The sequence below is a fragment of the Cyclonatronum proteinivorum genome, assembly GCF_003353065.1.
In the GTDB taxonomy this organism is placed as follows: Bacteria; Bacteroidota; Rhodothermia; order Balneolales; family Cyclonatronaceae; genus Cyclonatronum; species Cyclonatronum proteinivorum.
On sequence record NZ_CP027806.1, the window covers coordinates 3179585 to 3200526 of the forward strand.

The 20942-nt window shown below is 49.1% G+C and carries 22 protein-coding genes; 8 read left to right on the forward strand and 14 right to left on the reverse strand.

Annotated features, from left to right (window positions below; translation table 11 throughout):
- Window positions 1-6: 6 nt before the first annotated feature.
- The 3 genes from CYPRO_RS12110 to CYPRO_RS12120 all read right to left on the reverse strand — a co-directional run bounded on the left by CYPRO_RS12110 (window position 7) and on the right by CYPRO_RS12120 (window position 2929).
- Window positions 7-1809: an ABC transporter ATP-binding protein gene (locus tag CYPRO_RS12110; RefSeq protein WP_164682750.1), complete on the reverse strand. Its 1803-nt coding sequence runs from the start codon at window positions 1807-1809 to the stop codon at window positions 7-9.
- Window positions 1810-2050: 241 nt separating this feature from the next.
- Entirely contained in the window at window positions 2051-2461 is a 411-nt protein-coding gene (gene hepT / locus CYPRO_RS12115; protein WP_114984860.1) for a type VII toxin-antitoxin system HepT family RNase toxin, read from the reverse strand.
- A 3-nt stretch (window positions 2462-2464) separates the two neighbouring features.
- Window positions 2465-2929: a nucleotidyltransferase domain-containing protein gene (locus CYPRO_RS12120; protein ID WP_114984861.1), complete on the reverse strand. Its 465-nt coding sequence runs from the start codon at window positions 2927-2929 to the stop codon at window positions 2465-2467.
- Between the two features lie 266 nt (window positions 2930-3195).
- Between CYPRO_RS12120 and CYPRO_RS16445 the strand changes: the two genes are divergently transcribed.
- The 3 genes from CYPRO_RS16445 (at window position 3196) to CYPRO_RS16455 (ending at window position 4117) form a co-directional block, all read left to right on the forward strand.
- Complete coding sequence (locus CYPRO_RS16445) at window positions 3196-3414, forward strand: hypothetical protein (RefSeq protein WP_124245608.1); 219 nt, start codon at window positions 3196-3198, stop codon at window positions 3412-3414.
- Window positions 3415-3540: 126 nt separating this feature from the next.
- Window positions 3541-3765 (forward strand): hypothetical protein, encoded by a 225-nt coding sequence (locus CYPRO_RS16450; protein ID WP_124245609.1) that lies wholly within the window; start codon window positions 3541-3543, stop codon window positions 3763-3765.
- A gap of 139 nt (window positions 3766-3904) precedes the next feature.
- Window positions 3905-4117: a hypothetical protein gene (locus tag CYPRO_RS16455; RefSeq protein ID WP_124245610.1), complete on the forward strand. Its 213-nt coding sequence runs from the start codon at window positions 3905-3907 to the stop codon at window positions 4115-4117.
- A gap of 452 nt (window positions 4118-4569) precedes the next feature.
- Here CYPRO_RS16455 and CYPRO_RS12125 read toward each other — a convergent pair whose 3' ends face one another.
- The 8 genes from CYPRO_RS12125 to CYPRO_RS17025 all read right to left on the reverse strand — a co-directional run bounded on the left by CYPRO_RS12125 (window position 4570) and on the right by CYPRO_RS17025 (window position 7726).
- Window positions 4570-4860 (reverse strand): type II toxin-antitoxin system RelE/ParE family toxin, encoded by a 291-nt coding sequence (locus tag CYPRO_RS12125; RefSeq protein ID WP_114984862.1) that lies wholly within the window; start codon window positions 4858-4860, stop codon window positions 4570-4572.
- A 6-nt stretch (window positions 4861-4866) separates the two neighbouring features.
- Window positions 4867-5082 carry an addiction module protein gene (locus tag CYPRO_RS12130; protein WP_114984863.1) on the reverse strand — a complete coding sequence of 72 codons (216 nt, stop codon included), beginning with the start codon at window positions 5080-5082 and terminating at the stop codon, window positions 4867-4869.
- Between the two features lie 206 nt (window positions 5083-5288).
- Window positions 5289-5663 (reverse strand): type II toxin-antitoxin system VapC family toxin, encoded by a 375-nt coding sequence (locus CYPRO_RS12135; protein ID WP_114984864.1) that lies wholly within the window; start codon window positions 5661-5663, stop codon window positions 5289-5291.
- Window positions 5650-5817, reverse strand: coding sequence for a hypothetical protein (locus CYPRO_RS16580; protein ID WP_164682753.1), 168 nt, complete (start codon window positions 5815-5817; stop codon window positions 5650-5652). The genes CYPRO_RS12135 and CYPRO_RS16580 overlap by 14 nt, the downstream gene beginning before the upstream one ends.
- 435 nt (window positions 5818-6252) lie before the next feature.
- On the reverse strand, window positions 6253-6729 hold the full coding sequence (locus CYPRO_RS12140; RefSeq protein ID WP_114984865.1) for a hypothetical protein: 477 nt from the start codon (window positions 6727-6729) through the stop codon (window positions 6253-6255).
- Window positions 6730-6797: 68 nt separating this feature from the next.
- Window positions 6798-6998, reverse strand: a complete 201-nt coding sequence (locus CYPRO_RS12145) for a hypothetical protein (RefSeq protein WP_114984866.1) — start codon at window positions 6996-6998, stop codon at window positions 6798-6800.
- 292 nt (window positions 6999-7290) lie between these two features.
- Window positions 7291-7485, reverse strand: coding sequence for a DUF2283 domain-containing protein (locus CYPRO_RS12150; RefSeq protein ID WP_114984867.1), 195 nt, complete (start codon window positions 7483-7485; stop codon window positions 7291-7293).
- Complete coding sequence (locus tag CYPRO_RS17025) at window positions 7475-7726, reverse strand: DUF4258 domain-containing protein (protein WP_114984868.1); 252 nt, start codon at window positions 7724-7726, stop codon at window positions 7475-7477. The genes CYPRO_RS12150 and CYPRO_RS17025 overlap by 11 nt, the downstream gene beginning before the upstream one ends.
- A 136-nt stretch (window positions 7727-7862) precedes the next feature.
- On the opposite strand from CYPRO_RS17025, the gene CYPRO_RS16865 reads away from it, so the two are divergent.
- Window positions 7863-7997, forward strand: a complete 135-nt coding sequence (locus CYPRO_RS16865) for a hypothetical protein (RefSeq protein ID WP_270049185.1) — start codon at window positions 7863-7865, stop codon at window positions 7995-7997.
- A 263-nt stretch (window positions 7998-8260) separates the two neighbouring features.
- Here CYPRO_RS16865 and CYPRO_RS12160 read toward each other — a convergent pair whose 3' ends face one another.
- Window positions 8261-9556, reverse strand: a complete 1296-nt coding sequence (locus tag CYPRO_RS12160) for a nucleotide sugar dehydrogenase (protein ID WP_114984869.1) — start codon at window positions 9554-9556, stop codon at window positions 8261-8263.
- Between the two features lie 2473 nt (window positions 9557-12029).
- Window positions 12030-12812 (reverse strand): DUF6266 family protein, encoded by a 783-nt coding sequence (locus CYPRO_RS12175; protein ID WP_114984872.1) that lies wholly within the window; start codon window positions 12810-12812, stop codon window positions 12030-12032.
- 1260 nt (window positions 12813-14072) lie between these two features.
- On the opposite strand from CYPRO_RS12175, the gene CYPRO_RS12180 reads away from it, so the two are divergent.
- Together CYPRO_RS12180 and CYPRO_RS16585 are read left to right on the forward strand one after the other, a co-directional pair.
- Window positions 14073-14978, forward strand: a complete 906-nt coding sequence (locus CYPRO_RS12180; protein ID WP_114984873.1) for a hypothetical protein — start codon at window positions 14073-14075, stop codon at window positions 14976-14978.
- 402 nt (window positions 14979-15380) lie between these two features.
- Window positions 15381-17540: an argonaute/piwi family protein gene (locus tag CYPRO_RS16585; RefSeq protein WP_164682755.1), complete on the forward strand. Its 2160-nt coding sequence runs from the start codon at window positions 15381-15383 to the stop codon at window positions 17538-17540.
- Window positions 17541-18101: 561 nt separating this feature from the next.
- Here the strand turns inward: CYPRO_RS16585 and CYPRO_RS16590 are convergent.
- Entirely contained in the window at window positions 18102-18272 is a 171-nt protein-coding gene (locus CYPRO_RS16590) for a hypothetical protein (RefSeq protein WP_164682757.1), read from the reverse strand.
- A 413-nt stretch (window positions 18273-18685) separates the two neighbouring features.
- Here CYPRO_RS16590 and CYPRO_RS12190 point away from each other — a divergent pair, with 413 nt between their 5' ends.
- Window positions 18686-19732 (forward strand): ATP-grasp domain-containing protein, encoded by a 1047-nt coding sequence (locus CYPRO_RS12190; RefSeq protein WP_114984874.1) that lies wholly within the window; start codon window positions 18686-18688, stop codon window positions 19730-19732.
- Window positions 19729-20832, forward strand: coding sequence for a CapA family protein (locus CYPRO_RS12195; RefSeq protein ID WP_114984875.1), 1104 nt, complete (start codon window positions 19729-19731; stop codon window positions 20830-20832). Before CYPRO_RS12190 ends, CYPRO_RS12195 begins: the two co-directional genes overlap by 4 nt.
- Window positions 20833-20942 lie beyond the last annotated feature (110 nt).

Genomic DNA, 20942 nt, shown 5'->3' on the forward strand with positions numbered 1-20942 from the left:
TAAAAGCTAAACTTCCTGCAATTCAACCATTCGCTTAAAAGATTCTGATTCGCCTATCAATTCTTTATATGTGCCAATACGTTCAATACGTCCTTTATTCAAAACAACCACGCGATCTGCATTTTTAATTGTTGACAAACGATGCGCAATCATGATGATAGTATATTGACCTTTTAGCTGATCGATATTATCCTGAATCTCTTTTTCAGTTTCGGAATCAAGGGCGGAGGTCGCTTCATCAAGGAAAAGGAAATCTACATCTTTAAACAGCTCTCGGGCAATGGAAATCCGTTGTTTTTGCCCGCCGCTTAGGTTGATACCATTGTTTCCCAGCTGTGTTTCTTCTTTATCAGGCTGTTCTTCCATCACAAAATTACGGATACTTGCCTTACGCAATGAGTCTTCAAAGCGGAGAATATTTTCTGCAGTCTTAGGTGCCCAAAAGGTAACATTATTGTAGATCGTATCATTAAATATAACAGGATCCTGCGTGATATAGCCAATGCGCTTTTGGAAAGTGGCTATATTTAATTGTTTTGCATCGACTCCATCTATAGTCACACTACCAGAAGTAGGCTTAAGAAGACCGGAAATTATGTTCATCAATGTTGTCTTCCCTGAGCCGCTTTCACCGACAAACGCAATAGATCGATTTTTGTGCAATTCAAGATTAATATCTAGTAGGATTGGTATGTCACCATAATAAAAAGAGACTTGTTCAAGTCTTATAGATTTAGAAAACTGCTGTAAAGTTAGTTTCCCAGTTCTTTCTTTTCCTTTCTTTAATTCCTCGATGAATGCTTCGATATTTTCAAGAGAGCCAATATTACTTAAGAATTTATTCCAATGTGTCTGTACTTGCATTACAGCTGTTAGAGCACGATAGAAAAACAGTATGCTCAAGATAATTAATCCTAATGTTCCACCAAGGAAATTAATTTGTACTAAAATTACAACAAGAACAACACCTATTAGCAATGGCTCTCTGATGCCACTCATTATCGCGCCGAGAACACCTATTTTTCGTTGTGAATCTTCAATTTCATAGGTTTTTTCAATAAGTTTATTAGCGTAGCTCCTGATTAAACCTGTAGCCTTTAGATATTTAAACTGTGCCACCTGCTGAATAAGCAACCCTTGAAATCCATGATTGCTTTTTGTGAGAACTCTGGATAACCCTTTGGTTTTTTTATACAAATTGTTAAAGGCAAAATTCGTCAGTATACCACCTATGGCAACAAGCAGTGCAAACTGAGGGTTCGCCATAAATGCCAATACAGTATAGACTATTATCAGGACACTGTGCTGCATGAGTTTCATATACTCTTTAAAAGCCTGTGTTACCTTTTGAACTTCCCCACTCATTGTGTTTTGAATACGACCTGCATCTGCATTCACAAAATTATAGTAATCATAGTTTGAGAGTAATTTGATATTACTTTCCCGGATATTACGGATAAAGAACTGCTTATAAACTACGCTTTTGTACTGCTCCAAAAACTTAAACGCTCCTTTCAGAGTAAAGAAAATCAACATCACCATTAAAACAACAGAAAGATTCAGACTAAGCCCCAGGGCCTGAAGGCCGTTCACCAGAAACGCCAAATTCCCCATCTGTTCACCCGTAACTTCAGTATCCCCGGCCACCATTTCTAGCAGCGGCAAGAACATCGCAAGTCCAAGGCCGTCCATCACGCCTACCATAATACTAAGGGCAAGTACTACAAATACCCGGTACCGCAGATGCCGGTAGAAGAAGGCAAAGTTGGAGAAGTATTTATGGACGATATCGCGGAGGATTGATTTCAAAAAAGGCTGAGGTTTGAGGTTTGAGGTTAATACAGTGAGGCAGTATGTCAAGGGCTCTGGGACTTCATCACGAGATCCTTCGGCTACGCTCAGGATGACAACGGCACTTGTACAACACCCGGCGCGGCAAGCCGCGCCGTTTGAACAGCCGCGACCCTGTCATCCTGAGCGCAGCGCAGCGGAGTCGAAGGATCTCGTGGTAATGGGCTGCATAAACCCAATTACAACAGTACATGCTGTCTCATGCATTGCTTACATAATCCTTCATTACCTGAACAAAGCGTTCAAAGGGGGATAAGTCGGATAGGAATGCTGCGAGGCGGTTGATGTCTATGCGCACGTATTCATGGATCAGAATATTGCGAAGCCCTATCATGCCGCGTATGTCATCGGCAAGATCAGGCGTGATGTACCTGAACTTTTCGAGGGCATCAATACAGTCCCGATAGCTGTTTTGGGTGCCTAAGTTGTGTTTAGAAACAAGGTGACACGAGATATCTATGACAATCTGAACCGATTCAAACAGTCCATACCGCAACGCCCACTGCTGCTGAAGGTCTTTTTGAAAGCTATCTGATGAAAGTACCGCAGCTTTCATCGCTTTGAGCTGCGCGATATTGGTTTCAAGCTGTTGTAAGCGTGCTTCAAGCATTGCTTAATCCTGATTGACCAGATCAAACTGTGCAAACTGATGGTTCTTGAGGCGTTTGGTAAATGCCTCACTCATCAGCCTTCTGAGGTAACGGGTATCCTCAAAAGCACGAAGCGAGCGGACGCAGTACCCGGCAAAACATTCGGTCACTTCATCTACAGGACGGATACGCATATTAGGAATCATGATATGGCGCCCCACGATTTCCTGGGAGAGCAGCGGGTTGGTTTTATAGAGATCGTTCAGGATGACAACATCAACCCTGCACCCGCACAGATGTTCGAGTTCCGATATAAAATATCCCTGCCGCAGGAGCTCAGGGATTTCGGTCATGAAAACGGCAACATCAATATCACGGTACCGCTCGTAGCCTTCCTGCGCAAAGGACCCAAAGAAAACAACAAACAAGACATCATCCTGCCGCAGCAAAAAATCGGTGATGATGGTTTTTCTTTGAGATTTGGTCATTTTTCAGTATGTCAGTGTTGCAGTATGTCAGTGTGTCAAGGGGCACCGGGGCTTCATCATCAGATCCTTCGGCTTCGCTCAGGATGACAACGGCACCTTCTGCGAAACCCGGCGCGGCTGGCCGCGCTGTTTTACCTTGAGGCGACCCTGTCATCCTGAGCGCAGCGCAGCGGAGTCGAAGGATCTCGTTGTAATGGGCTCCATACCCTCATCACCAGATCCTTCGGCTACGCCTTCACTTCGTTTCGGCTTCGCTCAGGATTACAATGGCACTTGTACAACACCCGGCGCGGCAAGCCGCGCCGTTTGAACAGCGGCGACCCTGTCATCCTGTGCGCAGCGCAGCGGAGTCGAAGGATCTCGTGGTAATGGGCTCCATACCCTCATCACCAGATCCTTCGACTACACCTTCACTTCGTTCAGGCTTCGCTCAGGATGACAACGGCATTTCTGTGAAACCCGGCGCGGCAGGCCGCGCCGTTTGAACAGCGGCGACCCTGTCATCCTGAGCGCAGCGCAGCGGAGTCGAAGGATCTCGTTGTATAAGGGCACCCAGCCCTCATCACCAGATCCTTCGGCTACGCCTTCACTTCGTTTCGGCTTCGCTCAGGATGACAAAGACATTTCTGCAAAGCCCGGCGCGGCAAGCCGCGCCGTTTGAACAGCGGCGACCCTGTCATCCTGAGCGCAGCGCAGCGGAGTCGAAGGATCTCGTTGTAAAGGGCACCCAGCCCTCATCATCAGATCCTTCGACTACGCCTTCACTTCGTTTCGGCTACGCTCAGGATGACAACGGCACTTGTGCAACACCCGGCGCGGCAGGCCGCGCCGTTTGAACCCGCGGCGAACCTGTCATCCTGAGCGCAGCGCAGCGGAATCGAAGGATCTCGTTGTAAAGGGCACCGAGCCCTCATCACCAGATCCTTCGGCTACGTCTTTACTTCGTTTCGGCTACGCTCAGGATGACAACGGCACTTGTACAACACCCGGCGCGGCAAGCCGCGCCGTTTGAACCCGCGGCGACCCTGTCATCCTGAGCGCAGCGCAGCGGAGTCGAAGGATCTCGTTGTAAAGGGCACCGAGCCCTCATCATCAGATCCTTCGGCTACGTCTTTACTTCGTTTCGGCTACGCTCAGGATGACAACGGCACTTGTACAACACCCGGCGCGGCAAGCCGCGCCGTTTGAACCCGCGGCGAACCTGTCATCCTGAGCGCAGCGCAGCGGAGTCGAAGGATCTCGTGGTAATGGGCTCCATACCCTCATCACCAGATCCTTCGACTACGCCTTCGCTACGCTTCGGCTTCGCTCAGGATGACAAGGGCACTTCCGCAAAACCCGGCGCGGCCAGCCGCGCCGTTTGAACCCGCGGCGAACCTGTCATCCTGAGCGGAGCGCAGCGGAGTCGAAGGATCTAATCAGTATGTCAGTGCTACAGTATGTCAGTGTGCCAAGGGTATGCGCTTCATACACAGCTTATTCCCTTTGCGTTCTTCGCGTTATCCTTCGCGTCCTTTGCGTTAAAATTCGGGAGATAGAATCAGCTAAGGAGTTTAAACGCGAAAGGCTCGAAGAAAGCACGAAGGTTTTATGGGCAGCTTTCACTCTGTGTTATTCTCATTAAAATACTGTATTTGAAATCAGATTCTGTCCTTCCAATAAAAGGGCTTTCGATGAAGATGATAGATAGCAACTACCAAAATTTCATCCTTTCTGATTTGATATACAACACCGTAAGGAAATTTGTGAACCAGGCATCTTCTCGTTCGTACTGTAAATACAGGCCATGCTTTGGGGTTTGACTTGATTCTTTTAAAGGTTATCAGAATTTCATTCAAAAATTCATCCCCTAAACCAGTCACCTGCAATTCATACCAGGAAATTCCCTCATCAAGCTCAAGTTCAGCAGGTTTTAGTAATCGTAACTCCACGAAGGGTTACTTTTTATATTTGGCTATAGCTTCCTGAACCGAAACAGACAATAATTTCCCATCATCATAAGCATCAATACGATTTTCTGCAACGTTTTTCCAGAGCGTATCAATAACCGGATCGGGTGAATCAAGGCTTCGGATAAGGTCTTCAATCAATGCTGACTTTTCATGAAGAGGTAAAACCAAGGCTTCTTTTAAGAGCTTTTCTTTGCTTGTCATGTAGGCGGTGTATTTTTCAGTATGTCAGTGCTGCAGTATGTCAGTGTGTCAAGGGTGTAGCTTTAATATGTAGTTACATACCCTTTGCGCTCTTCGCGTAATCCTTCGCATCCTTTGCATTCAAATTCGGGAGTTGCAATCAGCTTGTGAATTTTTTCCAAGCTTGGAAGTTTTAGTCGCGTATGAAACGGACTTACGCAGAGAGATTATTGTTCTTCATAAAAAATAATGTTTGCTTTCTTCACTTTTTTAAAATCTGTATCTGCTGTAATCAGAGGTATTTTCAAACTATTTGCGGTAGCCAATATAATTGCATCAGGTAATTTTAGTTTTTCATTTCTTCTGAGTGAAATAGCTTCTTTTTTAATAGTTGTATCAAGATTAATGATGGTACAAATTTCCAAAAACTCTTCCGTTTTATTCAGTTCTTCATCACTTAGTTCTGAGTATCCAAGAAGCTCAATTTCGGTAATTATTGAAATGATTAGGTTACGTCCTTCAAATAACGGAATAAGCGTTTCGTCCCCGTTCAGGAAATATAGAATGACATTGGTATCAAGCAATAAGCTATTTCCACTCATCCCGCCACTCTTTTTGTAACGCAACCGGATGTTTTTTAAGCGTAATCACACCACAAAACGATCGAATATCTCTTCTTGAAGAACCCTGTATGTGCTCCAAATACTTTTTTTTAATAGTCTTAGCGGAAGAACCTTTTTTAATGACAGTTGCCATGTAATTATTCTGTAATTGTACGCTTAAATACGTTACGATTAAGTAGGTTTAGAAAATCAGTATGTTAGTGCTGCACTATGTCAGTGTGTCAAGTCAAGGGTATAGCTGTAATATTCACGAACATACCCTTTGCGTTCTTCGCGTGATCCTTCGCGTCCTTTGTGTTAAAATTCGGGAGGTGGAATCAGCTTAGGAGTTTAAACGCGAAGGGCACGAAGAAGGCGCGAAGGGCGCGACGTTAAATTAAATTGCACCAAAACCTTATTTTGCGTCCCCCTCTCCCGAAAAAATTGCCTTAGTAAGGCAGAAAAACTTCTTCGGGAGAGGGGCCAGGGGTGAGGGGTGAGGGGAAAATCAGTATGGCGGTGTGTAAGAAGGGGTACCGGAGGCTAATCACCAGACCCTTCAACTACAGCTTCCCCATCGCCTGTTATTTCATTTTCGGGTGAGGTATTCAATATCATCAAGATCTTTATTCCGACCTGCTGCTTTCTTGTTTTTGATGAGAGCTTTGATGGAAATGATATTTAGCATGATGGTTTCCGAACCGTACTGTATTTGTTCAAAGGCACTGCCATCAGCCGCCTCTTCATAAGTAATACCGCTTAGGCTGTTAAGCAGGTCTATCCGGTTTGGCGGGTAGCCGAACTGAATTACGCATCCCGGCTCAGCAAGGATATCCGGTGCCGGAATGCCGGGTATTTTACCTCCCCAAAACTCCTGAAGGGCATCAAATATCTTCTGCACATTTTCCTTGCTGTTCCTGAAAAACAAGTCAATGTCACCGGTTAGCCTCGGGTATCCGTAGTAAATCACAGCTTCACCGCCTGCTATCACGTATTCAGCCTTATGCTTCTGAAAGAGCAGCAGCAGCTCACAAGTATCATCAGAAAACTGCAGGGACTTAATCATGCTTCGATAACGTGTTCCGCATATCCTGACCTCAAAAGCAATAGCGAAAGCAATAAATAGTAATTAAATCAGACTTCTTTTAAGGAAGGCCTCTGCACCACAACATGCCCTGTTTCCCGCACATCCGGGCAATTTGCTCCATAAACCTTCATCTTAAGCGCTCGTGCAATTTTCTGCCGCTCGTAAGGTGTCATGTCCGTAAGCTGCTGAATGTCATAATCCCTTGCGTCCTTATGGTTACGGGCTATGTTGACTTTTAGCTTACGCATATTGTAGTGGATGGGACTTAATTTTGATTGCGGCCTAAGCAGGTGTTATTATGTGCTGTTTGTGTGCAAATTTATCGGCTTTGCACAGTGTGTTAAAGGTAAAGCGCAAATATCCATCCACATGCCCTTTGCGTTCTTCGAGTTCTTTCTGTTAAAATTCGGAAGTTGGAATCAGCTTAGGAGTTTAAAAGCGAAGGACACGAAGAAGGCGCGAAGGTCGCGACGTAAAAAACAGTATGTCAGTGCTGTAGTATGTCAGTGTGTCAAGGGTATCGATGCCTTGATCACCAGCTCATTCAAGCTCATATACTACGCTTCCGGGCTTACCGATTTTTTGTGAGGCATGAAGTACTTCAATGCCTACTAAATTTCCATCTTTATCATAATCAATTACGATACCAGGCTTATCTTCATCACTTTCCGATATTTCAGCATCTGAGAAGCGCAAATAAATAGCATCGGCCTCTTTGTCAAATTTAATGATCATACTTATTAACTTTTGAAGTCCTGTATGCTGTGATAATCAATTTTGGCTCCTTACACACATTAACGAATACTCGAATCAAATACGAATTACCTTTTTGGACGTCTAACTTCTGAAAAATACGTACACAATTTGACTCCTCAATTATCGTATCGGGAGTTTGAAGAACTTCGAGTACTAATTCCTTCTGAATACCTCTTGCACTTAATCGTTCTATAGCATGTTTTGAGAATTGCAGGGCCAAGGCAAGTCAGTATGTCAGTGCTGCAGTATGTCAGTGTATCAAGGGGTACGCGCTAAATTTCAGCAAAACACCCTTTGCGTTCTTCGCGTTATCCTTCGCGCCCTTTGCGTTAAAAATCAGGTGTTGGAATCAGCTTATGAATTTATTAACCGCCTGGGAGTTTAAACGCGAAGGTCGCGAAGAAGGCGCGAAGGACGCGAAGTTAAGTCAGATTGGACCGAAACTTCATTTTAGCGTCCCCCTCTCCCGAAAAAATGCCGTAGTAAGGTAAAAAAACTTTTTCGGGAGAGGGGCCAGGGGTGAGGGGAAAATCAGTATGTCAGTTTTGCAGTATGTCAGTATGTCAAGGGTTTCGATGCCTTCATCACCAGATCCTTCGACTACGCCTTCACTTCGTTCAGGCTTCGCTCAGGATGGCAGCGGCACTTCGGCAAAACCCGCCGCGGCCAGCCACGCCTTTTGAACCCGCGGCGAACCTGTCATCCTGAGCGGAGCGCAGCGGAGTCGAAGGGTCTCGATGTGTAAGGGGCGTGCTCAAAGCCGCTTATCAACTGCTTCATCCGGTAGGAAGCCTTTGACGTCGTACACAACCTTGTTGTCTGATTTGGTTACGTTCAGGCTGCGGAATTTGTCGTGACTTACGGCGAGGATGACGGCCGCGTACTGACTGAGGTCGGGTTCCTGCGTGTGCAGGATGTCGATGCCGTATTCGTGCTGCACCTCTTCCGGGTCGGCCCAGGGGTCGTACACGTCGACTTCCATGTCATAGGTTTTGAGCTCATGATAGATGTCGATGGCGCGTGTATTGCGGATGTCGGGGCAGTTTTCCTTGAAGGTGATACCGAGCAGCAGCACCTTGCTTTCGAGGACTTTGATGTCCTTGCGCATCATGCACTTGATGACCTCGGTTGCCACGTACTTGCCCATGCTGTCGTTCATGCGGCGACCGGCAAGGATGATTTCCGGATGATAGCCGACTTCCTGCGCTTTCTGCGCAAGGTAGTAGGGGTCAACGCCAATGCAGTGTCCGCCTACGAGGCCGGGACGAAACGGCAGGAAGTTCCACTTGGTCCCCGCGGCCTCAAGCACGGCATAAGTATCGATATCAAGCAGATTGAAAATCTTGGCGAGCTCGTTCACAAAGGCGATGTTGATATCCCGCTGCGCATTTTCGATCACCTTGGCCGCTTCCGCAACTTTGATGGTCGGCGCAAGATGCGTACCGGCGGTAATAACTTCCCGGTACAGGGCATCAACAAAGGCACCGGCTTCGGGGGTTGAACCGGAGGTCACCTTCAGAATTTTAGTTACCGTGTGCTCCTTATCTCCCGGATTAATCCGCTCGGGGCTGTAGCCCACGAAAAAGTCTTCGTTAAATGTGAGTCCGGACACCTGCTCAAGCACCGGCACGCACTCATCCTCGGTCACGCCGGGATACACGGTTGATTCATAAATCACCACATCCCCCTTCTTCAGCACGGCACCGCAGGTCTCGGAAGCCTTGATGAGGGGCGTCAGTACGGGGCGATTGTGCTTGTCCGTTGGCGTAGGCACGGTCACGATGAAGACATTGCAGTCCTTCAGGTCTTCGGACTGCGTCGTATTGTGCAGGAAGTTTCCTTCGCCGGAAGCTGCGCCCCCTTTCAGGACGGACTGAAGGATGTCATCTTCCACCTCAAGGGTCCGGTCGGTGCCGCTGTTGAGTTCTTCAACGCGCTTGGTGTTAATATCAAACCCAACAGTCGGGTATTTTCTTGCGAATTCAACCGCAAGGGGAAGCCCCACATATCCGAGGCCGATGATGGCGATTTTAAGGTTGTCGAAAGTCATTACGAATGAATAGGTGAGTATGGAGCACGAGGGACTAAGCATGTCCCCCAAAAAAAATTTATGACTACTTCCTGACGCAGCTTCGCTATCGTGAGTCCCAAAACCGGGCTTCATGTGCAGGAAACGGCATTAAAAAAATCAGAAATACGCTCTGATCAGGATGATGAAAAGGGCTTATTCCCCGGAAAAAAGACGGACGCCACCCGGGGATTTGGGGGGCTTGGGGTGGTATTGGGCAGCATTGTATGCCCATGCAAAGAGAAGCTGCCATTCGGGCAGGCCTCAAAAGCGGAACCAAATTTATGTTGCTGCATGACGGCTCGTCCGGACCTGTAGTCTGATTTTGTCATCATTGAAAGCGAAACAGGTAAACAGGGGAATGCAACGGCAAAACTGAATGCCTGATGAAGCGATAAATTCCGTTGGACTGCATGCCGAATTTAGTATTTGAAGAGATGTAATAAGCCTGTAGCGGTTAAGTGAGCTAAGGCCTTTTTATCAATTCCAAATTAGTGAGTAAAAATCTTACTCACAAATCTTTTTACGGGTCAATGGTCTTCACAGGGTGATTTTTTCGTCAAAACCTGATTTGAAGCACAAAACAGGAATGATATCAAATGTAAAATCAGACTGGAAGCGATTTTTTGGGGATTTGGGATGAGGTGGTTTGCGGCTGTGATTCTATTCCAAAAAACAAAAACGGGTCATCATGTATTGGTTGAGCGGAGGCGGAGGGGCAGTGATAGCGGAGGCGAAGGAACTGGTGATTGGGTTTGGGAGGTGAACATCTGCCTCGGCGTCTGCGGTCTGCCATCCCATTCTTTGCGTACCTTCCCAACACCGCGAGCCATGGCCTTTCGGGGCGTGCCGGGGGTTCGTGCCCGTCACACCCCGCCCGTTCGCTGCGCTCACCCGGGCACCCCTCTCAAGAGGGGAATTTTGCGCTTTCTTCGCCGTCGCTATATTGTTGTCTCCCTTCGTTTTACATTCTCCGATCAAACCCGCGGTCTGCGGTCTTTAATCCCACGAGATCCTTCGACTCCGCTGCGCTCCGCTCAGGATGACAGGGGCGCAGGGGTACAAACGGCGCGGCTGGCCGCGCCGGGATTTTAGGAAGTGCAACTGTCATCCTGAGCGGAGGTGAAGCGCAGCGGAGCCGGAGTCGAAGGATCTGGTATTTTAGCTTAGAATCTCAAAATCTACCCCACGGCGTCATCTCGAACAGTGGAAAATGGCAACGCAGCAATGAAAGACGAGACAATACGAGCTATATCGGCAGTCGGTCAAAGTATCATGTGAGAGATCCCCTTCGGCAGACCTGTCTGGTAATTCATAAAAGCGCAGGATAAAACCGAAGGCCATCGCCATTGGGGCGTACTCCAGTGAAGGAGATCCCTCACATGCCGCTCTTTCAGGCATTGGGGTGCGACCGTTTTCTGCGGCTTCGATGTCATCGTGCCACATGGGACGTGTTCGGGATGACCGTGTCGGGGGATTGGGTGAATAGACAGGGTCAGGGGCGGCTTGGAGGTTGATTTCACAAAATCCTGTTTATCCTGTAATCCTAAAAAAACTGTTCAAAACACAAGGAGGCGGGGAAAGGCTGTATGGGTAGATTTTGTCTTCCCCCGCGGTCTGCCGTTTGCGGTCCCGTTCTCCGCGTACCTTCCCGACACCGTGAGCCATGGCCTTTCGGGGCGTGCCGGGGGTTCGTGCCCGTCACACCCCGCCCGTTCGCTGCGCTCACCCGGGCACCCCTCTCGAGAGGGGAGTTTTGCGCGTTCTTCGCAGTCCTAATACTGCTGTCCATCCGTCTGCGGTCTGCGGTCTGCCGTCCCATTCTCCGTGTACCTTCCCGACACCGCGAGCCATGGCCTTTCGGGACGTGCCGGGGGGCGTGCCCGTCACACCCCGCCCGTTCGCTGCGCTCACCGGGGCACCCCTCTCGAGAGGGGAATTTTGCGCGTTCTTCGCTGTAGCTATATTGCTGTTTATCATTGATTTACGTTTTCCGTTCAAACCCGCGGTCTGCGGTTTGCCGTCTGCCGTCTCATCACATTCCGTTCTCCGCGTACCTTCCCGACACCGCGAGCCATGGCCTTTCGGGGCGTGCCGGGGGTTCATGCCCGTCACACCCCGCCCGTTCGCTGCGCTCACCCGGGCACCCCTCTCGAGAGAGGGATTTTTCGCGTTCTTCACTGTAGCTATATTGCTGTTTCCCCTCTGTCCTCTGTCCTCCGTCCTCCGTCCAAACAGAACCTTCTGCTCCACTGTGCTAAAGCCGTGGGTGTGCTGCTGGATTGGATTGGATTGGATTGATTTCGTTTTCTTTGGTATTATGCATTCAACTGCTTAAACAAGAACAGCCCGGCTTGCTGCAGCAGACCGGGCTGTTGTTTAGGTGAATGTTAAAGGCTCAGGTGTTGAGACCTAAGCTGCGCAAATCGCTGGTGCTGCCATCACCGGTATAGGATTAAGATCCGGACCCATCATCCTGATCGTTACCGTTTCCGGATGATGGCGCGCCATTTCCATCGGCATCGCCATCGCCATCGCTGTTGCTCTCATCCTCACCATTGGCAGGGCTGCCGCTGACAGCGAGCTTGCCGAGGTAAAGCGAGTCAGAACTGATGCGCTCATCTGCGTCATCACTCCGGCGAAAGGCGAGCCATGCGTGAACGCCGGAAGGATCTTCTGTGAAGGCTTCCGGTAGCTGTAGCATGGCCGTGCCGCTTTCACGTGTTGCGGCTGAAACGTCAAACAAGGCCTGATCTGTAGCTGTATGGTACAACAGCACCATCGCCAGATCACCCGCAAGGGCATTGTTCTGACCACTGTTGTCTATCCAGCTGAAGACCGCCTGTCCGTTTTCCGTGTCAAGGGTGACACTGCTTCCGCTGTGTGCCGGCCCTTGCAGGCTCCCCATTGCAAACCGTATGTTCGGCCAATGGAGCACCTGAGCCGGAAAGTCTCCGGTGATACCAAAGCGGATGTTGTACGACATCATGGCGTTGGCAGCCGTGAAACGGTCCGAGCTCCGGATTTCAAACCCAGCCTGAATAAACGGACGGGCTTGTCGTATCAGTTTAGCAATTAACTGAAAGCGCTCGCGCTGCGCCTGTTGTTTGGGCGTGCGCGGATTACGTACTTCCGAGGGCACAGCGCGCATAACGCTGATTCCTCTCCAGGTCGTACCAACAACGGTACCGACCTTGCCAGTGAAGCGGCCTAAGATGCCGCGTTTATATGTTGCCATGTTTAATAAGGTTTTGGTTCATGGCAGACCGCACTTTGCGGCCTTTCAACGCTTCCAAATTACGGTCGTCCTGCCCTCTTGAAAAGCCCCTGAAGGGCACTAAGAGCCAAACTGCCGGGTTTTGCCGGGTTTTCCGGAAGAATTTTTGTCAGAGCGTCCTTTTTTCAGATTTTACCCCTAAAAGGTATTGTTAGTAGGTGGGGTTATGCAGAGAGTGGTACGTCATTTTTTTGAGGGTTGTCGGAGAAATTTTCGCAGCTCTGGCTTTATGGACGGCGTCGCAGGTCATCGTTCACGAAACTTCCGGGACGTTTTTTTGCCCGCATGAGGCGGATAACAAACCGGGCGCAAGCTCCTGCACTCATTTTGTGCCAAGACGCTCCGTTGCTGTACCTTGGGTCTTCACTGGCTTTTGATGGTTCTTTTGCTGTTTCCGTCTGCATGATTAACACTCAAAAGGAATTATTGGCTAAATGAGTTTAAATACAGCTTAGTGAATAATGCGGCTTGAACCCGCCTGGACAAACGACAGCCGGCCGATCCGCGTCTGAATCATCATGCACAGGGCCCGTGTATCTGTTCACTGCGCGGTTACTTTGCCGGATGTCTCCATAATTTCCTGTTCAGTCTTTCGGTTCTGTGAGTAATGGAATGGGGACATACACCCTTCTGTAAAAGGGTAGGATGAGTCAGATGAAAGCGGTCCTCCGCCTTTTGGAATTCCGTTGTAGCACTCAGGACAGGATGGCTTTTTTGTGCATTTTCCCTTTACCAGTTCTGATAGCAGTGTGTCGTGAACCCCTGCGGTTTAAATTTGTGGAGCATTCCCGGAGCAATCACGGAGCATTCTTGGAGCAATCACGGGCTTAAATCGGGCTGAAAAAACATCATTTTGTATGGAAATTCCGGCTTTTTAAGTTTGGAAAACAGGCAACTGACTAAACACCCTGATGGACGTCCTTTGTATGCATGCCACAAAGCTGTGGGGACAATCTGTGTATAACTTGTCTATTTGCGTGAAGAGAATGCTTCATTATTAGAAAAGTAATAATTGACCAGTATGGATATATATAGCTGCAGACAGCATATAGTTCGTCGATGTGTATAATTTGTGGGAAAATAATTACGGTTTTATGAGATTCTGTTGGTATCTTCAGATGTGAAAGTCATATCTTTAAGCATCATTCCAAACAGCAAACTGTACAGGCTAAGTTGGACTGTGCACCTTATTCATCATCAGTCAGGAGGCGCGCGCACTTTTTGAGACAAAGTTATGTAGGATTTCTTTTCAGCACCCTGCATCCTGAAGCTGTTCCTGACAGCTTGTTACGTAATGCAGCGGAAAGTTGTACAGCTTTCGGTCTTATGTATGATGACGGGGGCAGCCTGCTGCGTGATTATACTGATCGTAACCGTTCAGTTGCAGCAGCATTTCCCGGGTTTGTTGCAGATGCCATTCAGGGTTACGAAGATGTGCATTCGGACGACGCTTTTAGCAGTGTATATGAGGTGATCCTGCAGAAGCTGCCGCAGGGAGCAGGTATCGCCTACCATCAGTTTATTGCGGAAGAGACAGCGATGCTTTGGCGGCAATTCAAAGCGTATGCCTGGGACGGGTCAAAGCCTGAGGCAGCAAACACAGTTCAGCTGAAACTGTTGTATGGGTTTGTTACTGACTACACCATACGCGCTTCGACTGAGCTCCGCAATTTGTCTCAACTCCCTTGCGGCGTTCCGTCTGCAGTGCATGGGGAAACCGATCGGTTTGAACTTGCATGCTTTGTGTTTCATTGCCTGCAGCAGCACCTCTTTACCCTGCTTTTTGCCCTGCAAAACTACCTTACCCTGCGCTTCAGGGAGGGTAAACCGGATTGGATGAAGCCGGTGCCCGAACTGTATCAGCAACTGACCGGCAGACCTTTCAGAAAAGACATACTTTTCAAAGATAAAAATGCCGTTTGTACTTTTTCGGGGTGTACGCATGAATATGTGCTGCTCTCCGAAATCGTTGCGCCGTTTTTTACACCAACAGCAAAGCCTTCCCAAAAACAAGATTATTTCAGGAAAATGAAGATTCCCGTTATTGCCCGCAGCCGGGAAACGATTTACGTCAGGCAATGTGACCTTCGCAGGCTTGAGCAGAACCTGTTGCTGCTGAGACAGTGAATCGTTCCTTTTTTTGATTTGAATGACCCCGGACTCATCCCATTCGCATGCATTTATCCCTCATCGCTTTGCCCATCCCGGATAACCCTTACACGAACGCAGCCAGCGGGGAAATTTCGCTGCGCGGGAATCGCTTCGCTCGGTACGCAGTCTTTGCACCACACTCAAATTTGGGCTACCGGTGTATTTAGCTAAACCAAATTTAAACATATATTTAGCAAATAAATCCTGTTTAATTGTGAATAATGCGGGTTAGCTTTAGGATACACGCCCGCTGCTTATTCGGCGGGCAGGGCTTATGATACGGGATTTTTATTGTAGTGCTGCACATCTTAGCTTTAGTCAGCAAAGGGTAACCTTTGCTGCATTTCACCAAACCGATAACGCAACAAAAGATAATACATGAAATTTGACCTTGAATGCGAGTCAATAAGTAATGTTACAAATGTACAGAAATCCACCGCGCAGTCACAAAAAAGGCAGCGGCCGGTCATGTACATCAACCTGCTCAGCCTGAAAATGCCTGAGCTAAAGAACGTTTCATTTAGGGTGTACAGTGAGCAGGACGCGCTAAACCGTCGGGTCGCGCTTGGGCCGCAGCTCACGGGTGACCGTAAGCAGCTTACATGGTACACTGCCTTTGAGGAAACGGATGGCAGCAGTGCCGAAACCCTGGCGGTAGATTTCAGCAGTCAGCCGGGTATCTTGCAGCGCTATTACCTGTTTCATTTGGAAAAATATGCGCGCGAGCTGCAAATGCTGACCCGTCGTTCTGATTTTGGGGCGCTTGAGGTGTGGGTTCCGCAAAAAAGCAGGCCTGAAGACTTTACTCAGCCTGTCCGCTTCTTCGGGTTTAGTTTGCGCATTGTTCGGTCGCAGCCTGATGGAAAGTACCGGTTGCGGGTCGGCTATCTCAGGGAGATGCGGCTGCTGCAGCAACCGCTCAGCAGCATGACCAAACACAAACATAAGATACGGGAGGTCGTCTTTCGGCAGCAGCTTCTTAAGCTGAAAAGTGCAGAAAAGTGGCTCCCGGCAGACGCATCTGAGCTTTTTCCGGTAGTCAGCCCTGCGCTCACCGGTTTGCCCGGTCTTCGCCTGACCGCTCCTGCCCGGCAGAGGACCTACGGGAGAAAGCACGCATTGGTGCTTGTAAAGGGGTTTGTGAAAAAGTATCTCCGCAGTCCGGCCTTCAGGCAGGCTTTCCCTTATCTGGATCAGCGTAATAAAAGTGCTTTTGCACGGGTACAGACCTCTGATCTGATCCATTTAAATGATACGGTGCATGCGCTTGAAACAGGGCGCGGTGCTATCACAACACATGCTGATTTAAATGCGGTGCTTCAGCAGAAGGGCCCGTATTTGGGCATACGGAAGCCGGTGCTGCACTATCTTATTGTACATGCGGTACATGATGAAGGGGCATGTAAAAAGCTCCGCTTTTTTATTGAAAATCAGCTGAGCACCTTCATGAAGCAGTCTTTTCGCTGCGAGGGTACCCTTGCTTTCCAAATGGATAAAGCATTGGTTCCGCAGCTCAAAGAGGGGCTTCAGGCGCTGTATCGCAGGGGGATAAAGCCTGATCTGGTGTGGTATGTTTCTCCCTGGGGTCCGCACGAAGAAGATCCGGTCCGGCGCGTGATTTACCATCAGTTTAAGCAGTTTATGACCGGACAGCAGCTGCCGTCACAGGTTATCCGCTCGGCCTCCGTTAACGGGAGTATGCCTTACTACAGCTGCAACCTCGGTATTAAACTGTGGTTTAAACTGCACGGCATCCCGTGGCTTGCCGCGGAACGTGAAAAAGATCAGCTGGTGATGGGGCTGAACATGTACCGGGCTAAAGGCGCTGGGCAAGGCTGGACGGCCGGCGTCCTGTGCATGTCAGAAGCGGAAAACATCCTGCGGATTGGGGCAGAGCGGGCAGACCATCCCGAAGACCTGGTTCAGGTTGTGGCGCATGCGCTGCAGCGTATGCGGGAAGAGCTGCTCAAAAGCAGTACCCGTGCGATTGTGGTGCACTACTACAAGCCCCTGAACCGGCATGAGGCCGCGCAAATCCGGAAGCTGCTTGATGCGTTTTGCCGGCAGACCGGTAAGGAGGTGCTCATTTATATTGCTGGTATCAGTGATGCAACCTACGGAGAGCATCTCATCTGGCGTGAACAGCCCGGTGAGCCGGGGGACAAACCCCTGATATCCGGTCTGAATCCGGCTGAAGCGGTGCGTGTTGGGGATGATGTATGGCTGCTGTGCACGCATACGCGCAAAAATTACAAGACCCGTGCTTCTCAGCCCAACCTTTTGCGGGTTCAGCTGGAAAAAGTTCAGGGCGGCGCTGCAGCGGACGCGGCATCGCGTCAGCGCATAGACGAGCCGGAAAGCATAGGTATCCTTGCGCAGATTCTTCGGTTTACGCTGCTGAACTGGAAATCCGTGCTGCCCGGACGTATCCCGCTCACCCTGCGCTTAACGGGCTATATGGCCCGTCATCATGCACAACTTCCCGGGGGCGGTGGCTTTTCCAACCGCTATGCGGCCAACGGAATTGTCAATCTCTGACGATAGCCGTTTTTGCAAATCCGCATGGTTCACAACAGCCTAACCCGCATTATTCACCAAGAAATTTTCATGCTGTCAAGGCGAAGCTTAAAACTCAGCGGAAAGGTACCTAAGTACCCTGAGCATGAGTTTTAAGCTTCAACGCCGCCAGCGGGGAAATTTCGCTGCGCGGGAATCGCTTCGCTCGGTGCGCAGTTACTAAACCATACTCAGTTTTGGGCTAACGATGTTTTTCGCTAAGACAAATTTAAACTAACACTTAACTAAAAAATCTTGTTTAGTTGTGAATAATGCGGGTAAAAAGCTGCTGATAAATCATGCGGGTTAAAAACGCATTATAGCCGTTTGGGGCACAATGGTGCGGCTACCTGATTCTTAATATATGTTTGTGAGTAAGAATATTGCTCATTAAATTACCGACTTACCAATTTATCACCCAAAAAAATTCTTCAGCTTTCGTGATTCTCCGGATTTTATGATTGCTAAGCCCCTGCACATGCGCCATAATCGAAAATTTTACTACGATTTATGACAATAATCAGACGGATATCAGCATGCATCTTATGTGATGCGGGGGATGAACAGAATCAGGATGAGGGGATTGAGGCATACATAAGCAAAATTGAAATAGGCATACGTCTGCTGCTCCGGAATGGCATTCGGATGATACAAAAAGTACCCTTCCATCTTTTCCAGGCGGCGCGACAGCTCCCCGTGATGACGGAATCTCACCTGATACCTGTGGAAAGGGTGCGTCTTTTTGCTGTCAGCAAAGCATAGTCGGACATAATCAGAAAGCTGATTTCTTACTGCCTTTTAAACCATGTGAAGCCCGGTTACGGGACTCACGATAGCGAAGCTGTGTCAGGGTTACGGCACTTGTTTACAGCTTCGGGCAGTCGTTCGTGATGCGTATTTGTTGATATGTTTACCTGCAGCCTCAGAAACTTCAGCATGCGGTGCAGTCTGAAAGCTTTCAAATCTAAGCTACGGCTTTAGTAAACCTTGTTATGAGAAAAAATATCCCGGGAAACCCTGCACGGTAAAGCAGCTGATTAGTATGACCATAACAGCTTATTTCTTACATGAAATTTGGACCGTTGAATGAAGTATAATCAATAAAAATGCACCCAAGTGTTATTTCTATGAAAATTGCAATACATCAGAATAAAAAAGTTTATGATCACTCCACGCAATGGATGTATGAGTGGATCAGGTATTGTGAGGAAAATAAGCTTACTTATGAAATTGTGGATGCCTACGCCAACGGGTTTTTGGAGAAAATCCGCGGTTTCGATGTCTTTTTGTGGTCTTTTAGCAACTACTCCCTGCAGGATATGCAGTTTGCACGCAGCATCTTACATGCGGCATCCGAAGCCGGCGTGCGTGTTTTTCCCGATTTTAGTACGGGCTGGCATTTTGATGATAAAATTGCCGAATACTACTGGCTGCAGGCGGCGCATGCGCCGGTACCTGAATCGTGGGTGTTTTATACCCGGGAGGACGCGCTGCTGTGGGCTTCGCAGGAAGCCAACTGGCCGGTGGTTGCCAAGCTCAAAACCGGCTCCGGTTCCAATAATGTTAAGATGATCCGCTCAGCCGGACAGGCGAAATCTTACATCAACCGCATGTTTTCCCGGGGGTTTCGGAATGTGCCCGGGGTGCTGTTCAAAACCGCCTCCAACGTTAAATCCTCGCGAAACTGGGAAACCGTTGTGAAACGCTTTAAGCGCATACCCGACTTTATTGGAACCTGGCAGCGGGCACGTATGCTGCCCAAAGAGCGGGGCTATGTGCTCTTTCAGGAGTTTATCCCCAATGATGGCTATGATCTGAAAGTGGCGGTCGTAGGTGACAAGCTTTCTTTTTTTGCCCGTCACATCCGCAAAGGTGATTTCAGGGCTTCCGGTGGTGCTGATTTCTACTATGACCAAAGCCTGATGACCGATCAGATTCGCGAAACCGCTTTTGAAGTTGCACAGCAGCTGCGCTTTCAGTCGATGGGATTTGACTTTGTGGTTGATAAGCAAACCGGACAGGGGAAAATCATCGAGATGAGCTACGGTTTTTCCTGGCAGGCCCTGCTTGGCGCGGGCGGCTACTGGGATCGTGAACATAACTGGCACGATGAACCGTTAAATGCGCCTGTAGAGGCGCTGAAGAACCTGATTCAGGCCGGAGATCAGGCGTGAAGATTGCGCTGCTCGGGGATCTGGCCTTCACCGGTGTCTATGATCTGACAACGCATGATGACGCGGCAGTGCGCCTGCAACCGCTTGCGGGCTATCTTTCAGGCTTTGACTGCGTGCTCGCCAACCTGGAAAGTCCGCTCACAGACCTGCGAACTACGCGCATGCCGAAGTCGATTCACCTCAAAAGTCCGGTACAGAATGTATCCCTGCTCAAGCAGCTGGGGGTCACAGCGGTGAGTCTGGCAAACAATCATATGTTTGACTTCGGCAAAAAAGGCTGTCAGCAAACCATTGCTGCCCTGGAGTCCGCAGGCATTGGCTGGTACGGACTGGGCGGGGAGCGTTTCCTTTTCACAGATCCGGTCAGCGGCAGTCGTATTTCCGCAAGCGGGTTTTGCTGTTTCACAACGCACGGTCTCGGATACGGTCCCGATGCAGGTAGCAGACCGGGAAAGATGGATGTACTGAGCCGGGCCAATCTGGAAAACCGCTTAAAAGCTGATGCGGCTGAAGGCGCCTTAAGCATACTGTCGGTACACTGGGGGAAAGAGCACACCAATTATCCCAACTTTGAACACCTGCAGCTTGCAAAGACGCTTATGGCGGAAGCCGAACGCCCTTTTGTGATTCATGGCCACCATCCGCACGTGCTGCAGGGTGTTCTGCGCCAACACGACAGCCTGTGTGCCTTCAGCCTGGGCAATGCGGTTTTTGGTGATGTGACCTCCCTTGACGGCAAGCGTGTGCTGCGCCAAAATGCTGAAAACCGAAAATCTGTCCTGTTGGAGCTGCATCTTGCGGAGGGCAGGCTGGTGCAGACCAAACTGACCGGCTACGAAGATCAGCCGGAGGGCATGCGTTTTACTGAAACCGTTGCGGATGAGGTGGAAAGCTATTCTGATTTTGACCGCCTGCCTGCAACCCCCGAAGCCTGGGAAGCCATGCGCCGGGCGCAGTATGAGCAGGTCATTCTGGAAAAATTTGGTGCCCGTACGTTTAGCTGGTACCTCAGTAAGCTGACCTATGACGCGCTGCTTAATAAGGTGCTCGCAGCATACCGGAAGTACAGATACCGGCGCCTGAGCCGCAGGACAGCGTAGCCCAGCGCTTTGTTAGTGATGAACAGCCCGCTGTACGTGCACAGCCGGCATAGCAAGCAGCAGGCTGAAAGGTGACTAAAAAGGATACACCCGCTTCATACGGGGAACCG

Excerpts from the sequence above, each read along its gene's own strand:
- hepT (WP_114984860.1), bottom strand. The coding sequence starts at position 2,461 with ATGCTTGAAGCACGCTTACAACAGCTTGAAACCAATATCGCGCAGCTC.
- CYPRO_RS12120 (WP_114984861.1), bottom strand. The coding sequence starts at position 2,929 with ATGACCAAATCTCAAAGAAAAACCATCATCACCGATTTTTTGCTGCGG.
- CYPRO_RS16445 (WP_124245608.1), top strand. The coding sequence starts at position 3,196 with ATGGCACTTGTACAACACCCGGCGCGGCAAGCCGCGCCGTTTGAACAG.
- CYPRO_RS16450 (WP_124245609.1), top strand. The coding sequence starts at position 3,541 with ATGACAAAGACATTTCTGCAAAGCCCGGCGCGGCAAGCCGCGCCGTTT.
- CYPRO_RS12130 (WP_114984863.1), bottom strand. The coding sequence starts at position 5,082 with ATGACAAGCAAAGAAAAGCTCTTAAAAGAAGCCTTGGTTTTACCTCTT.
- CYPRO_RS12135 (WP_114984864.1), bottom strand. The coding sequence starts at position 5,663 with ATGAGTGGAAATAGCTTATTGCTTGATACCAATGTCATTCTATATTTC.
- CYPRO_RS16580 (WP_164682753.1), bottom strand. The coding sequence starts at position 5,817 with ATGGCAACTGTCATTAAAAAAGGTTCTTCCGCTAAGACTATTAAAAAA.
- CYPRO_RS12140 (WP_114984865.1), bottom strand. The coding sequence starts at position 6,729 with ATGATTAAGTCCCTGCAGTTTTCTGATGATACTTGTGAGCTGCTGCTG.
- CYPRO_RS12145 (WP_114984866.1), bottom strand. The coding sequence starts at position 6,998 with ATGCGTAAGCTAAAAGTCAACATAGCCCGTAACCATAAGGACGCAAGG.
- CYPRO_RS12150 (WP_114984867.1), bottom strand. The coding sequence starts at position 7,485 with ATGATCATTAAATTTGACAAAGAGGCCGATGCTATTTATTTGCGCTTC.
- CYPRO_RS16865 (WP_270049185.1), top strand. The coding sequence starts at position 7,863 with ATGAATTTATTAACCGCCTGGGAGTTTAAACGCGAAGGTCGCGAAGAA.
- CYPRO_RS12160 (WP_114984869.1), bottom strand. The coding sequence starts at position 9,556 with ATGACTTTCGACAACCTTAAAATCGCCATCATCGGCCTCGGATATGTG.
- CYPRO_RS12175 (WP_114984872.1), bottom strand. The coding sequence starts at position 12,812 with ATGGCAACATATAAACGCGGCATCTTAGGCCGCTTCACTGGCAAGGTC.
- CYPRO_RS16585 (WP_164682755.1), top strand. The coding sequence starts at position 15,381 with ATGAAATTTGACCTTGAATGCGAGTCAATAAGTAATGTTACAAATGTA.
- CYPRO_RS12190 (WP_114984874.1), top strand. The coding sequence starts at position 18,686 with ATGAAAATTGCAATACATCAGAATAAAAAAGTTTATGATCACTCCACG.